17 protein-coding genes are annotated in these 15,055 nt (G+C 33.3%); 6 read left to right on the top strand and 11 right to left on the bottom strand.

Features of this window, described 5'->3' with window-relative positions; all coding sequences use genetic code 11:
* Nucleotides 1-150: 150 nt before the first annotated feature.
* Complete coding sequence (locus tag B4G36_RS05070; protein WP_291062459.1) at nucleotides 151-543, bottom strand: hypothetical protein; 393 nt, start codon at nucleotides 541-543, stop codon at nucleotides 151-153.
* Between the two features lie 90 nt (nucleotides 544-633).
* Between B4G36_RS05070 and B4G36_RS05065 the strand changes: the two genes are divergently transcribed.
* The 6 genes from B4G36_RS05065 to B4G36_RS05040 all read left to right on the top strand — a co-directional run bounded on the left by B4G36_RS05065 (nucleotide 634) and on the right by B4G36_RS05040 (nucleotide 5,876).
* Nucleotides 634-1,167: a methyltransferase gene (locus B4G36_RS05065; protein WP_291051813.1), complete on the top strand. Its 534-nt coding sequence runs from the start codon at nucleotides 634-636 to the stop codon at nucleotides 1,165-1,167.
* Nucleotides 1,127-2,014: a glycosyltransferase family 2 protein gene (locus tag B4G36_RS05060; RefSeq protein ID WP_291062458.1), complete on the top strand. Its 888-nt coding sequence runs from the start codon at nucleotides 1,127-1,129 to the stop codon at nucleotides 2,012-2,014. Before B4G36_RS05065 ends, B4G36_RS05060 begins: the two co-directional genes overlap by 41 nt.
* Nucleotides 2,015-2,021: 7 nt before the next feature.
* On the top strand, nucleotides 2,022-2,786 hold the full coding sequence (locus tag B4G36_RS05055) for a hypothetical protein (RefSeq protein ID WP_286494881.1): 765 nt from the start codon (nucleotides 2,022-2,024) through the stop codon (nucleotides 2,784-2,786).
* Nucleotides 2,787-2,924: 138 nt separating this feature from the next.
* Nucleotides 2,925-3,719 (top strand): hypothetical protein, encoded by a 795-nt coding sequence (locus tag B4G36_RS05050; protein ID WP_291062456.1) that lies wholly within the window; start codon nucleotides 2,925-2,927, stop codon nucleotides 3,717-3,719.
* Between the two features lie 102 nt (nucleotides 3,720-3,821).
* The gene (locus B4G36_RS05045) at nucleotides 3,822-5,504 is read left to right on the top strand and encodes an RluA family pseudouridine synthase (RefSeq protein WP_291062454.1); all 1,683 of its coding nucleotides are present in this window, start codon (nucleotides 3,822-3,824) and stop codon (nucleotides 5,502-5,504) included.
* Nucleotides 5,505-5,525: 21 nt separating this feature from the next.
* Nucleotides 5,526-5,876 carry a hypothetical protein gene (locus B4G36_RS05040; protein WP_291062452.1) on the top strand — a complete coding sequence of 117 codons (351 nt, stop codon included), beginning with the start codon at nucleotides 5,526-5,528 and terminating at the stop codon, nucleotides 5,874-5,876.
* Nucleotides 5,877-5,932: 56 nt separating this feature from the next.
* On the opposite strand, the gene B4G36_RS05035 is transcribed toward B4G36_RS05040, so the two are convergent.
* From B4G36_RS05035 to paaC, 10 genes are all read right to left on the bottom strand, one after another.
* Entirely contained in the window at nucleotides 5,933-6,367 is a 435-nt protein-coding gene (locus B4G36_RS05035; RefSeq protein ID WP_291062450.1) for an FKBP-type peptidyl-prolyl cis-trans isomerase, read from the bottom strand.
* 99 nt (nucleotides 6,368-6,466) lie between these two features.
* The gene (locus B4G36_RS05030) at nucleotides 6,467-7,222 is read right to left on the bottom strand and encodes an enoyl-CoA hydratase/isomerase family protein (RefSeq protein ID WP_291062448.1); all 756 of its coding nucleotides are present in this window, start codon (nucleotides 7,220-7,222) and stop codon (nucleotides 6,467-6,469) included.
* 78 nt (nucleotides 7,223-7,300) lie between these two features.
* Complete coding sequence (paaZ, locus tag B4G36_RS05025) at nucleotides 7,301-9,352, bottom strand: phenylacetic acid degradation bifunctional protein PaaZ (protein ID WP_291062447.1); 2,052 nt, start codon at nucleotides 9,350-9,352, stop codon at nucleotides 7,301-7,303.
* A gap of 56 nt (nucleotides 9,353-9,408) precedes the next feature.
* Nucleotides 9,409-10,002, bottom strand: a complete 594-nt coding sequence (locus tag B4G36_RS05020; protein WP_291062445.1) for a transferase hexapeptide repeat family protein — start codon at nucleotides 10,000-10,002, stop codon at nucleotides 9,409-9,411.
* A gap of 156 nt (nucleotides 10,003-10,158) precedes the next feature.
* Entirely contained in the window at nucleotides 10,159-11,364 is a 1,206-nt protein-coding gene (pcaF, locus tag B4G36_RS05015; protein WP_291062443.1) for a 3-oxoadipyl-CoA thiolase, read from the bottom strand.
* Between the two features lie 51 nt (nucleotides 11,365-11,415).
* Nucleotides 11,416-11,829, bottom strand: coding sequence for a hydroxyphenylacetyl-CoA thioesterase PaaI (paaI, locus tag B4G36_RS05010; RefSeq protein ID WP_291062441.1), 414 nt, complete (start codon nucleotides 11,827-11,829; stop codon nucleotides 11,416-11,418).
* 13 nt (nucleotides 11,830-11,842) lie between these two features.
* Nucleotides 11,843-13,000: a 3-hydroxyacyl-CoA dehydrogenase NAD-binding domain-containing protein gene (locus tag B4G36_RS05005; RefSeq protein WP_291047580.1), complete on the bottom strand. Its 1,158-nt coding sequence runs from the start codon at nucleotides 12,998-13,000 to the stop codon at nucleotides 11,843-11,845.
* A gap of 3 nt (nucleotides 13,001-13,003) precedes the next feature.
* Nucleotides 13,004-13,789 carry an enoyl-CoA hydratase-related protein gene (locus tag B4G36_RS05000; protein ID WP_291062439.1) on the bottom strand — a complete coding sequence of 262 codons (786 nt, stop codon included), beginning with the start codon at nucleotides 13,787-13,789 and terminating at the stop codon, nucleotides 13,004-13,006.
* Between the two features lie 6 nt (nucleotides 13,790-13,795).
* On the bottom strand, nucleotides 13,796-14,284 hold the full coding sequence (paaD, locus tag B4G36_RS04995) for a 1,2-phenylacetyl-CoA epoxidase subunit PaaD (RefSeq protein WP_291062437.1): 489 nt from the start codon (nucleotides 14,282-14,284) through the stop codon (nucleotides 13,796-13,798).
* A complete protein-coding gene (gene paaC / locus B4G36_RS04990) occupies nucleotides 14,278-15,054 on the bottom strand; it encodes a 1,2-phenylacetyl-CoA epoxidase subunit PaaC (protein ID WP_286496255.1) in 777 nt (258 codons plus the stop codon). Before paaC ends, paaD begins: the two co-directional genes overlap by 7 nt.
* Between the last annotated feature and the right edge of the window lies 1 nt (nucleotide 15,055).

The following is a 15,055-nucleotide window of genomic DNA, read 5'->3' as shown; positions in this document are numbered from 1 at the left end:
AACACTGGAAATTTATATAACTGACAAAATTGAGTTGAAGTCGTTATATAAAAAAAAATTAAAATTTTAGTTGCCCATAGTTTCACGATCCAAATGTACAGTCAATTTTGCTTTCTTTCAAATTTAATTAATGGAAAAATCTCGTTAAAATTACTTAGAAACCTCTTTCTTCGTAAATAAATGAGAAATTACTTCTAATTTATCATGATCGAATAAACACAAACCTTCAACATAGAAAGGAGTAAAATGAAAACTTTGTTGATCTACGATTCCAAATACTTTCAATTTTGGTTCGTAAACGACAAAACCTGTACGCAAGAATGGTTTTTTAGAGACTTTATACAACACAATATCATTGGTAAATAATCTTCGATTTCGTTTATCCAATAGATCTATTCCAATATCTATGGTATCAAATTGTAAAGCATTTTCGTGCCAAGAAAACTCGTTATAACCTTTAAAATAGGTTACTCCATCTATCTCCTTCGCAAAACCTTCTACTTTATTTTTATTTCGTAATCGATAATATCCAATCGTTTTCATCTGGCAAATTTGCAATAAAAAAATTTAAAATAGAAACGAGCAATATTAAAATAGATGATTAAATTTATCATCCGAAAAACAACTAACACAATGTACAAAGTATATCCACAAAAAAGATACAATGAAACCTTAGCTTTGCTGAAACAATTTGCTCAACCTATTGATAAAATTCTTGATTTAGGAATCAAAAATCCTTTTACAGATGTGATGTTGGAAAATGGTTTTGATGTAAAAAATACAAATGGCGACGATTTGGACTATTATTATAAGGATTTGCAAAATTATGATGCTAACTTTGTAACAGCTTTAGAAATTTTAGAACATTTGGTGAATCCAATGGAAGTGCTACGAAATTTGCCTGGAGATAAATTATTAGCTTCAATTCCGATGCGTTTGTGGTTTTCGCCTGCTTATCGTAATCAAAATGATGTGCGAGATGTACATTATCACGAATTTGAAGATTGGCAATTTGACATGTTAATGGAAAAAGCTGGATGGAATGTGATACATCGTCACAAATGGACGCATCCATCAAACAAACTGGGAATAAGACCCTTATTAAGAAGAATTACACCAAGATATTATGCTGTCTACGCAGAACGAAAAAAAGACTTTTCTTACTAAATACTCTATTGTTATACCTGCACATAACGAAGAAGATTTTATTGCGATTACGCTAAATTCTCTCGTTAATCAAACTGTTTTGCCGCATGAAGTGATTGTTGTAAACGATCATTCAACCGATAAAACGCAACAAATTGTAGAAGAATTTACAGCTAAATATCCGTTTATCAAATTAAGGAATATCTTATCAAAAGGTGAACATCAACCAGGAAGCAAAGTGATACAAGCTTTCTTAAAAGGATATGAAATCATTGATCCTAATTATGATATTATTGTTAAATTGGATGCTGATTTAGATATTCCGTTCAATTATTTTGAGACTATTTTAACTCATTTTAATCAAGATGATGATATTGCAATGGTTGGTGGTTTTGCTTATATTGACAAAGACGGAAAATGGATTCTTGAAAATCTGACAGATAAAGACCATATTCGTGGTGCATTTAAAGCTTATCGAAAAAATTGTTACGAAAAATTTGGAGGATTGAGAGCCCATATGGGTTGGGATACAGTGGACGAATTGTTGTGCAAATATTATGGTTGGAAAGTTGTTACAGACGAATCTTTACACATCAAACATCTAAAACCAACTGGTGCGAGTTACAATAAATCGGCGCTTTACAAACAAGGTGCAGCTTATTATTCACTAGGTTATGGATTTTGGATTACATTAATTGCTGGCACAAAATTGGCTTTACGTAAAAAGAAACCAACATTTATTTTGTATTATTTGAAAGGTTTTTTTGAAGCTAAAATTAATGGTACAAAAAAAATGGTAAATCGAGATCAAGAGAAATTTATCCGAAATTATCGTTGGTCGAAAATGAAACAAAAAATAAAAGGTTAAATCTTACATGCGATATTGGTTAACATACACGCTATTTATCTTTCCATTCATCAGCTTTGCGCAAAATAAGTTGATTACTGGTTCTGTGGTTGTAGACGAGGGAAACGATTATATTTCCTCAGTTTCTGGTGCTCGTATAGAAAATCTGACGTCAGAAAGTAAGACATATACAAGTCCTTCAGGCTATTATTCTATTCAAGCAAATGTTGGTGACACGATTTTGTTTGAAGCAGATTTTTTGATTCCAAGAAAAATTGTAGTCAATCAAAACATTTACAACAAAGGTTTTTTACAAGCACATTTGGATATTGAAACGATTGAATTAAGCGGTGCTACAATTGGTAAAGGTCCTTTACAACCTAAATATCACAAGGATAATAAAACAGATTTGTACGACAAAATGGGTCTTGATCAACGTTTACGAGATTTGGAACCTAAAAGAGATATTGCGAAGTTCAAACCAATGGATGTTTTAAATCCTGTTCGATTAATTGGTCATATGAATGGATTTTATCGTGAGCAACGTCGTGTACGTAATTACGAAACAAAACTTTCTCTCGTTCAAGAAGTTAAACATTATTATCCTACAGATTTTTATACAAATCAATTACAAATTCCTGAATATAAAATAGAAGAATTTTTATATTATGTTAATGCGCGTTATCCGCTTCAAGAAAAAGTTTTGAGCAGACAATTTGGTACGATAATGATTGATTTAGAATCTTATGCGAAAGATTATTTGAATGAATTAAATCAAAACAAAAATCAATAATTCTTAATAGATTTTTAAAATTTAGCCAATAAACTTTAACAAAATTGATGCTAATTTATTAAGACTTATCTTCGTACAAATAATTAAACGTATAATCACGAACAATTGAAATCACTATTTACCATTCTAATATTGCTGTTGTCGAATTTTATTTTTGCACAAGAAAAATGGGTTCAAGGAAACATTATCATTGACGATTCTGACGATACAGCAGAAGGAGTTTACGTTACAAATCTGAGGACAAATCATACAACAATTTCTAATTTTACAGGAACTTTTCTTATTCAAGCAAAAGTAAATGACACGTTAAAAATACAATCTGATTGGTACGAAAATCGACTAATTATATTAAGACCAAATTTATTCAATAAACAAACAATTGTAGTGCATTTAGCTGTGCAGACAATTCAATTGAATACCGCATATATTGGTCAAAAATTGACAGGAATTCTTGAAAAAGATGTCAAAAATGGAAAAAAAGCTGATGTTGTAACAAAACTTTATAAAAGTCTTGGTGTTAATCCTGATATCAAACCTATAAAAGATACATCTTCGTTGAAAGCTGGATTTTTAAGTGGAGATATTACGTTGACGAGATTGGACATTGGGCGTATTTATGATGTTTTTTCTGGTAAAGCAAAACAACGAAAAGCATTGCTTGATTATGAAGATAAATACGATAAAATTACAAAAATTAAGAATTATTTTGGTGAAGATTATTTTACAAATGATTTAAAAATTCCGAAATTCAAAATCAGAGATTTCATTGATAATGCATTAACGAATACAGAATCTAAAATAGAATTGAATGATGTAAATTATTTCAAATTACTCCAATTATTTAATTCTTACAGTAAAATATACCTCGACTTTTTATACGGAAAAGTGCCAAACAATACAAAAGTCATCAAAAAAGATACGATAGACGATTAAAAAAAGAGCTTGATTAATCAAGCTTTTTTTTGGTATTTTAAAACTATTCTTTTCTAAATTTATACCTTAAACTGTATCTTTGCATCGATTTTAAAGAAACAAATGTCCAGTTATTTTCAATATTTTAAACAACCAATTACAACATACGAACTTCCCGAAAAGTTTGATTATCCATTTTATTATGAACCAACTGAAATTGCGAAGCAAGCGTGTAAAGAGCTAAAAGAATACTTGGAAACTCAAACCGATTTTGAACATAATTTTGGTTTAGAAAATGATCTATCTTCTACTCCAATTGGTAAAATGTTTGGAGTTTTAGTTGTTCGAAATAAAAAAAATGAAGTCGGATATTTAGCAGCTGTTTCGGGGAAATTAGCTAATACTAATCAGCACAAACTTTTTGTTCCACCTGTTTTTGATATGTTGAATAAAAATGGTTTTTTCTTAGAACAAGAAGAACGTTTGAATGAAATCAATCGTATTTTAGAATCATTAGAGAATAATCAAAACTATCTACAACTTAAAGAAGATTTTATTCAATTTGAAATCAATTCTAAATTAAAAATTGAAGAAGGAAAACAACTTTTAAAATCAAATAAAAAAAACCGAAAATTTCAACGCGAAACAATTTCTCCAACTTTATCTCAAGAAGAACTTCAGAGTTTTGAAGAAGATTTAGTCAAACAAAGTTTACGCGATAAATACGAATTCAGAGTTTTGAGTGAAAAACTTGATGCTGAAAAACAGTTTTTATTAAACAAAATAAATGTTTTTGAGACTGAAATCAATTCATTAAAAGAAGAACGAAAAACAAAATCTAATTCGCTTCAAAATCAATTATTTAATCAATATCAGTTCTTGAATAAGTTTAAGCAAGAAAAAGGATTATTAGAGATTTTTTCGAACACTGTTTTTCAACAACCTCCAGCTGCTGCTGGAGAATGTGCTGCACCCAAATTATTGCAATATGCGTTTCAAAATGATTTAGAACCAATTTGTATGGCTGAGTTTTGGTGGGGAGATTCGCCAAAGTCTGAAGTTAGAAAACATGGTCAATTTTATCCAGCTTGTACAGGAAAATGTGAGCCTATTTTGGGACATATGTTGCAAGGAATTGAACTGAATGAAAACTTATTGTTGAAGCAAAATTCTACCGTTGAAGAATTAGAAATTTTATATCAAGATGATGATCTGGTTGTTATCAATAAACCAGAAGAGTTTCTTTCGGTTCCTGGAATTGAAATTAAAGATTCGGTTTATCTTAGAATTAAACATCAATTTCCATTGGCAACAGGTCCAATTATTGTTCATCGTTTGGATATGTCAACTTCTGGAATTCTTGTTTTGGCGTTAAATAAAGAAAGTCATAAACTTCTTCAACAACAATTCATTAAACGTAAAGTTCAGAAACGCTACATTGCACTTTTAGATGGAAATATTGAGCGCGATTATGGTTTTATAGATTTGCCTTTGCGTGTCGATTTGGACGATAGACCGCGACAAATGGTTTGTTATGAACATGGAAAAAAGGCACAAACGAAATATGAAGTCATTACAAGAAAAAGCAATAAAACGCTTGTCTATTTTTATCCAATTACTGGTCGTACACATCAATTGCGCATGCATGCTTCGCATCGTTTGGGACTAAATGCGCCAATTATTGGCGATGATTTATATGGAAAAAAAGCAAATCGTTTACATTTACATGCAGAATCTTTGGAATTTACACATCCAAAAACGAAAGAATTGATGAAATTTCAGGTAGAACCAAATTTTAATCTCTAATTTTGCGAAAGAATACAAAGAATGGAAAATAAAGATTTGACAATACGAGAAGTGATTTATCGCGATATGGATACGTTGATTATGGCAAAATTGAAAAACGGATCTAACATTTCGATTGATGATTTGATTGATATTTCTTCTTATTTAGCAGCAAGTTTGTTCCGTGAACGTTGGAAACAAAAAGGTGAGTTGAGCGAAGATGAAGTGAATATCGTTTTAGGAAATGTTGGTGATTTTTGCAACGAACATTTTGGTGAATATTTTACACAACAAGATTTTGATAAAATTGTAAAAATTTCTCAATTATTGTTACAAAAACCTACGTTTGATAACGATTCGAAAGAATTTTTTGATGAAATATTGAAAAAATAGAGAAAATATTAAAAAACAAAACCACTTCATTAGAAATGGTTTTATTTTTTAATATTTTATAAAATCCCCATCAACTCTACTTCAAAAATCATAGTAGAGTAAGGACCTAATTCTTTCGAAATTTCTCGGTCTTTGTAACCAATTTCTGGTTTTACAACGAACCTAAATTTGCTTCCGATAGGCATTAATTGTACTCCTTCTGCCCAACCTTTTATTACATTTTCCAAAGGAAAAGCTGCAGGTTTCTTGCGTAGAGCCGAACTATCAAAAACTTCTCCATTGATATTTGTTCCATGATAATGGCATAAAACGGTATCGGACAAAATTGGTTTCACTCCTTCTCCCAATGTGATTACTTCATACAATAATCCACTATCAGTTTCGGTTACACCTTCTTTTAATTTATATTCTTCTCGAAAAGCTAAACCTTCTGTTTTGTTCTTTTCGATTAATTCTTGTTTACGTTTTAATAATAATTCAGCTACTCCCATACTGCAAATTTAAAAACAACAATTGCAAAATCTAAATTATTTTAAGATAAAAAATCCACTTCAAATGAAGTGGATTTTTTTATAAACTATATTGTATTCTTATTTTGCTTTGAATTTGTTAATCGCGTTAATCGTAAATTCTGATAAAACTAATTCACCCGAAATTTTTGCACGCTCGATTAATAACTCATCCCAATTTTCTGTTCCTTCCCACGCAACACGTTTCAAATGTTTCATTGCTTCTGGATTAGAGTTAGCTAACTTAGTAGCTAAAGAATTGATAGAAGCATCCATTTCCTCAATAGTTTCAAAAACATCTGCGTATAAACCTTTTTCTTTTGCCCATTCTGCTGTTTGGAATTCAGTTGCATTAATCGCCATTTGTGTAAAAGCAGAATTTCCAACTTTACGTTCAACTGCTGGTCCAACAACAAAAGGTCCGATACCTACAGCCAATTCTGATAACTTTACAGACGCAAATTCTGTTGCAAAAGTATAATCTGCTGCCGATGCAATTCCAACGCCACCACCAACTGCTTTACCTTGAATACGTGCTAAAACGAATTTTGTTGCTTTTCTAATCGCATTAATAACGTATGCAAATCCAGAGAAAAATTCTAGACCAGTTTCACGATCTTTGATTGAAATTAATTCGTCAAAAGATGCACCAGCACAGAATGTTCTGTCTCCAGCACTTCTCAAAACAATAACTTTTACTTCGTCATCGTTTCCTAATTTCTCGATTTCAGATGCTAAGTTTCTTAATTGAGAACCTGGCATTGAATTACTTTGTGGATGAAAGAATTCAATTGTACCAATTCCGTTTTGTATATCTGATTTTACGTAAGCTTTCATTTCTAATTTGAATATATGTTAATGAGATAATTTGAAAATTATTAGCTAATTAACGAATTATCACATTATCTAAATAAATTAATCTTGATTTAATTTTTTAACCATTGTTAAAATTGTTGCAATACCAACTGTTTCTCCCGTTTCGTCGTAAATATCAACTAACCAACGAACAATTCCTTTTGCCACATCGTTTTCATCTTTTTTCTCTTGATCGATTTTTTCTTTACACGTAAAACGCACTCCAATTGTAGAACCTGGATATACAGGCTTCACAAAACGACATTCATCTAAACCATAGTTTAATAAAACTGGACCTTTTTTCGCTAAAACAAATAAACCTGCCGCTTTAGACAATAAATAGTACCCGTGAGCAACATTACGCTCAAAAATAGTTCCTTCTAAAGAAGTTGCGTCAACGTGTGCATAGAAATTATCACCAGATAAAGCTGCAAATGCATTAATATCTGATTGTTGAATCGTATGTTTTGCTGTGATTAATGTATCACCAACTTTTACTTCTTCGAAATGCTTCGCAAATGGATGTTTATCTTCTTCAATATAATCTGCTCCGTATTGATATTGTTGCGTAACTGCCGTCAATTTATTTGGAGAACCTTGGATTGCTGTACGTTGCATATAGTGTAATACACCACGTTTTCCTCCCATTTCTTCTCCTCCTCCTGCACGACCTGGACCTCCGTGAACTAATAAAGGAAGTGGTGATCCGTGACCTGTCGATTCTTTGATACATTCAGCATCTAAAATAACAATACGCCCATGTAATGAACCTGCATTTAATACGAATTCAGTCGCAATATCATTATCAGCAGTAACAATAGAACACACTAACGATCCTTTCCCCATACGCACTAACTCAATTGCTTCGGCAGTTCCATTGTAAGGAATAATCGTAGAAACTGGTCCAAAAGCTTCGATATTGTGAACGTCCGTTTTATTGAATGGATCGTTGTTGAAGAATAAAATTGGAGAAATGAAAGAACCTTTGTTTTTATCAGCACCTTTTACTTCGAAATTATCTAAGTTTCCAAAAATAATTTCTTGTGTTTTAGCTAATTCTTCTACTTTCTCACGAACTTCTTTTACTTGCGCTGCTCCCGCTAAAGCTCCCATACGAACACCTTCCACATTTGGATCTCCAATTGTAGTCGTTGCTAAACGTTGTCCTAAAGCAATTTGAACATCCTCAACCAAATGAGCTGGCACCAATGCACGACGAACCGCTGTACATTTTTGTCCTGCTTTAGTTGTTATTTCACGTGTAACCTCTTTAATGAAAATATCAAATTCTGGTGAGCCAACTTGTACATCTTCTCCTAAAACACAAGCATTTAAAGAATCTGCTTCTAAGTTGAATGGAACACCTTCTGAAGTAATTCTTGGATGTGCTTTTAACATTTGTCCTGTCCAAGCAGAACCTGTAAATGTCACAACATCTTCTGACTCTACATTATCTAAAATTCCGTTTGCTGAACCTGTGATTAATTGTAAAGCACCGTCAGGTAAAATTCCAGATTCGATGATTGCGCGAACAACAGTTTCCGTTAAGAAAGATGTAATTGTCGCAGGTTTTACAATAGCTGGAACTCCAGCCAATAAATTAACCGCAACTTTTTCTAACATTCCCCAAACTGGAAAGTTGAATGCATTGATATGTATTGCAACACCTCGTTTTGGTGTTAAAATATGTGTACCTAAGAATGTTCCGTTTTTAGAGATTTTATGCGTTTCTCCTTCAACATAAAATGGTTGATCTCCGAATTGACGTCGTAAAGATGCATTGGCAAATAAGTTTCCAATTCCTCCTTCAATATCAACCCAAGAATCTGCACGTGTTGCACCTGTTGCCCAAGATACTGTGTAAAATTCTTCTTTACGATCCATTAAGTATAAGGCTAATTTTTTCAACATTAAACCTCTTTCTTGGAACGTCATTTTACGTAAAACTGGTCCACCAACTGTACGTGCATAATCCATCATCGCACCGAAATCTAATCCAGCTGATGATGCAGTTCCTATTTCTTCGCCATTGATGGCGTTATATAACATTTGCCCTTCAGACGAACCTTTTGTCCATTGTCCTAAAGCATAATTTTCTAATTGTTTAGCCATTTTTATGTTGTTTGTGTTTTTAATACGTTTACGGAATTCGAATTTCAAAAATCGTTTTACTTACTTTCATTCCACGTTTTATAATTCGAAGCCATTGACTCGTAATAATAATCTGGAACTTCTGTTAATGGTTCACAAGGTTTTAAACTATCATGACAATCACTTGGTAATTGCATATATTGTTGAGTACCTTGATCTTTCCATTCGATCATTTGATCCGAAACTTGTTTTACGATTTTTGCAGGATTTCCAACCACTACACTTCTAGTCGGAATATGTGTATCAGCCTTTACAAAAGCTAAAGCACCAACAATACATTCGTCTTCTACCACAACATTATCCATAACAACTGCATTCATCCCAACCATACAATTACGACCAATTATTGCGCCGTGAATAATTGCGCCGTGACCGATATGCGCTTTTTCTTTTAATTGAACTGTTGTTCCTGGAAACATATGAATCGTACAATTTTCTTGTACATTGCAATTATCTTCGATAATAATTTGTCCCCAATCACCACGTAACGCACAACCTGGACCAATGTAAACATCTTTCCCAATAATCACATTTCCTGTCACTACAGCTTGCGGATGAATAAATGCTGTTGGATGAACAACGGGTTTATATCCTTTGAATTCGTAAATCATAATTTGTAGATTTGAGATAGTAGTATTGAGTAATGAGATTTTATTTAATTGTCACTCTGTGTTTATTTCAGAATCTCATTAAGTTAATGTGATACTGAAACAAGTTCAACATCACTAAAATCTAATATCTAACTTCTCAATACTAGAATCTATTTTTTATGCTCTTTCAATAATTACAGCGTAACCTTGTCCTAAACCGATACACATTGTAACCAATGCATAACGTTTTCCTGTTGCTTGTAATTCGTAAGCCGCAGAATTTAAGATACGCGCTCCTGACATTCCAAGTGGATGACCTAAAGCGATAGCTCCACCATTTGGATTGATACGAGAATCGTTATCTACTAAACCTAATGCACGCGTACATGCTAAAGATTGCGCTGCAAATGCCTCATTTAATTCAATTACATCAATATCATTCATTGTTAAACCAGCTTTTTCTAATGCAATTTTAGTTGCATTCACTGGTCCAATTCCCATAATGCGAGGCTCAACACCTGCAACACCAGAAGAAACAATACGTGCCATTGGTGCTAAACCAAAATCTTTAATCGCTTGTTCAGAAGCTAAAATATTCGCTGCCGCACCATCATTAAGCCCAGAAGCATTACCCGCAGTTACCGTTCCATCTGCTTTGAAAGCTGGGCGTAACTTTGATAAAATCTCCATTGTTGTATTATTCTTTGGGAATTCATCTATATCAAAAAAAATAGCATCACCTTTACGTTGTGGAATAACAACAGGAACAATCTCTTTCGCTAAACGTCCATTCGCTTGCGCAGCAGCCGTTTTTTGTTGAGACCAAACCGCAAATAAATCTTGATCATCACGCGAAATATTATCACGCTCTGCTAAATTTTCAGCTGTATTACCCATTCCATCAACTCCCCACATTTCTTTCATTTTTGGGTTAATAAAACGCCAACCAAAAGTTGAGTCATAAATTTGTGCATCACCACCAAATGGAGAAGCCGATTTAGAAATTACTAAAGGTGCACGTGTCATCGATTCTGCTCCACCAGAAATCATTAATTGTGCATCACCAACCTGAATTGCTCTCGATGCTGCAATTGCAGCTGATAAGCCAGAAGCACATAAACGATTCACTGTTTCACCTGGAACTGTGTAAGGTAATCCAGATAATAAAGCCGACATACGAGCTATATTACGGTTATCCTCTCCTGCTTGATTTGCATTCCCTAAAATTACATCGTAGAATGCAGCAGGATCAATTGATGGATTTCTTTTTAATAATTCGGCGATTACCATTGCCCCCATATCATCTGGACGAACAGCAGATAATCCACCTTTTAATTTACCAATTGGAGTTCTAACTCCATCTATAATATATGTTTGGTTCATTGTTTTAAAGCTTTATGCCTAAAACTTTATGCTTTAGGCAATTTATAAAATTTATTCTTCAATTAAAGGTTTACCTGTTCTAAAGCAAGTTCCTTTAAATAAAGCAATTAATTCGTTGTTTTGATTTGTAACTTTGATATCGTAAATACCTGTTCTTTTTGTTGAAGAAATCTCTTGCGATTCGATTGTAAAAACATCTCCATTGCGTCCAGCTTTCGTAAATGAAATATGAACATCTAAAGCAACTGAGATATTATTGTACATATTGCACGAAAAAGCAAATGCAGAATCTGCCATCGCAAACGTAACGCCTCCGTGAACAGACCCCACTCCGTTCATCATTTCTGGACGAATTGCTGCTTGTAATTTTGCATATCCTTCTCTTACTTCAATTACTTCTAAACCTAACCATTCACTAAATTTATCGTGGTCAAGCATTGCATTTAATAACTTTTGTGATTCCATGTTTTGATATTTTTTAGTAGAATGTTTTGTTCTCTTTGACGAAATTTCTAATAATTGGACTTAAACGGTAACGGTCTTCGTGGTAATAATTGTACAATTCATCTAAATCGTTTTGTACATTTTCAAGACCATATTCATCCGCCCATTTCAATAGTCCTTTAGGGTAATTAACCCCTTTTGTCATCGCTGTATCTAAATCCTCACGGTTTGCAATGTTTAAAAATAAAGCATCAGCTGCTTCATTGATTAACATCACTAAAACGCGTTTGTAGATTTTTTCTAATAATGCTTGATCTTGAGATGGTGCTTTTTTCTCCACTCCTTCTGCATAATTGTAAAATCCACGACCAGATTTACGACCGTAAAATCCAGCTTCGAATAAACGTTTTTGAGAAAAAGATGGTTTAAATCTTGGATCATAAAAGAATGATTCGAAAACCGATTCGGTTACACGATAATTCACATCATGACCAATAAAATCCATTAATTCGAAGGGTCCCATACGGAAACCTCCAACAGAAGTCATCGCAAAGTCTATTGTTTCTGCATCTGCAACTCCTTCTTCTAATAAACGAATTGATTCGCTGTAGAATGGACGAGCCACACGATTTACTATAAATCCAGGAGTATCTTTTGTGATGACTGGTAATTTACCAACAGATTGAATCAATGCTTTTACTTCGTCTGCTAATCCTTCGCGTGTTTGTACGGCTGGAATAATTTCTACCAAAGCCATTAATGGTGCAGGGTTGAAAAAGTGGATTCCAATTACACGTTCTGGTTTAGAACAAGCAGATGCAATTGATGCGATTGATAATGAAGAAGTGTTTGACGCTAAAATACATTCGTCAGAAACGATTTCTTCCACTTGTTTGAAAACTGATTTTTTAATATCTAAGTTTTCAATAATTGCTTCAATCATCAAATCGATGGATGCAAAAGCACTTAAACTATCTGCATATTCGATATTGTTTTGAATTTCTTGTGCTTTTTCAGCAGTATATTTTTCTTTCGCCACTAACTTCTCGAAAGTCTTCGCTAAGTTTTGTTTTGAACGATCTAAAGCTTCTTTATTTGTGTCATATAAAACAACTGGATGACCATATTGAGCAAAAACTTGCGCAATTCCAGACCCCATTGCTCCACCACCAATAATTCCTATTTTTTTCATTTCTTACTCGCCTTTAAAAACAGGATTTCTTTTCTCGATAAATGCGTCTACACCTTCTTGATAATCTGATGTATTCCCTGATTTAGCTTGAAATAATCCTTCTTGAATTAATTGTTCTTCGATTGAATTATTAAATGTTTGATTCAATAACTTCTTTGTATAAGCCAAACCTTTTGTTGGAAGATTCGCTAATTTATCAGCAATCTTTGCAACTTCAGCATCGAAAATATCATCAGCAAAAAACTCATAAATCATTCCGATTTCTTTTGCTTGAGCCGCCGAAACTTTATCTGCAAGCATCATTAAAGCAGTTGCTTTTTGAAGTCCAATTAAACGAGGTAAGAAATAAGTTCCTCCACAATCTGGGATTAAACCAATTTTAGAAAAAGCCTGAATGAAATTTGTCGATTCTTTCGCGACAACAATGTCACAAGCCAAAGCTAAATTTGCTCCCGCACCGGCAGCAACACCGTTTACAGCAGCAACAACTGGTTTGTCCATGTTTCTAATTTTAAGAACCAATGGATTATAATTTTCCTGAACGATTTTATTGAAGTCGATTTCTATTTCTTCTAAAACTTCGCCTAAATCTTGACCAGCGCAGAATGCTTTTCCCGTTCCAGTTAAAACCACTGCACGAACAGAAACATCTTGAGCTGCAACATCCAAGTGATGTTGAAGAGCTTTAATCATTTCCTGATTAAAACTGTTAAAAACAGAAGGACGATTCAACGTAATCGTAGCAATTCCTCCCTCTTGTGTGTATAGGATTGATGTTGAATTTTCCATAATTTTTTAGTGATGACATTTGAAATAATCAAATGGTTCGTGGCAACTATTGCATTGATACATAGCTTTGCAGGCCGTAGAACCAAATTGACTGATAAGTCTGGTATCTGTAGAGCCACATTGTGGACATTCTACATTTTGTTCATCCGAAAAAAGCGCATCAGACGAAGGATTTTTGGTTGGCGGTGCAATTCCATAAGCCTTCATTTTTTGCTTTCCTTCTTCTGTCATCCAATCAGTTGACCACGAAGGGCTCAACTGATTAATGACATTGATATTTTTAAATCCTTTTTCGATTAATTTTAAACGAACAGAAATTGAAATTGCACTCATAGCAGGACATCCAGAATAGGTTGGCGTAATTGTAACGTTGACACTTTCTTGGTCAATTAATTCAATTTTACGCACAACACCAAGATCGATTACACTAATCACAGGAATTTCTGGATCAGCGACTTCCTCCATGTAGTGCCAAATTTCTTTTTCGGTTACCATTGCGAATCTGGATAAGTTCTTTGTAAATATTGTAAATCTGTTAAGATAAATCCTAAATGCTCTGTATGAAGACCTTCTTTACCTCCTTTTTGTACAAACGCATTTTCTACATCAGCTTCAATTGTCGCTTCGTCTAAAATTGCTTTTACATTTGCTAACCAAGTTGCTTGAAATTCTTCTGGGCTTGAAATTAATCCTTCTTCAACTAAAGCTTTTTGGTAAGGTGCTAATAAAAATGCTTCTTTTACATAAGGTAAAATATTGTTTACAGCTTCCTGAATTTTATCGTGAGATTCTTGTGTTCCATCTCCTAAACGAATCATCCATTCTGATGACCATTTTAAGTGATATTTTACCTCTTTCAATGATTTTTCAGCGATGGCTTGTAATTTAAGATCTTTTACTTTCAAAAATTGCTCTAACAATAACGCATGGTAAGAATCGTAAAAGAATTGACGTGCAACTGTGTCTCCGAAATGTCCGTTTGGTAATTCAACCAACAATAAGTTTTTATATTCACGCTCTTCACGTAACATTGCTAACGTATCTTCAGTTGCTCCATTTCCGATCATTTCAGCCGCATAGTTATAATAATTAGAAGTTTGACCTAATAAATCCAACGCCATATTAGACATTGCAATGTCTTGTTCTAAAATTGGACCATGACCACACCATTCGCATAAACGTTGTGCCAAAATTAGATTTGTATCCGCTAAATGCAAGATAAAATCGATGTAATTTTGATTGTTTTGATAAACTGTACTTGTCATA

Source organism: Empedobacter sp. UBA3239, assembly GCF_002362875.1.
Classification (GTDB): Bacteria; Bacteroidota; Bacteroidia; order Flavobacteriales; family Weeksellaceae; genus Empedobacter; species Empedobacter falsenii_B.
The sequence above is the reverse complement of the archived record's forward strand: the minus strand, read 5'-3'. Positions and strand labels throughout refer to the sequence as shown.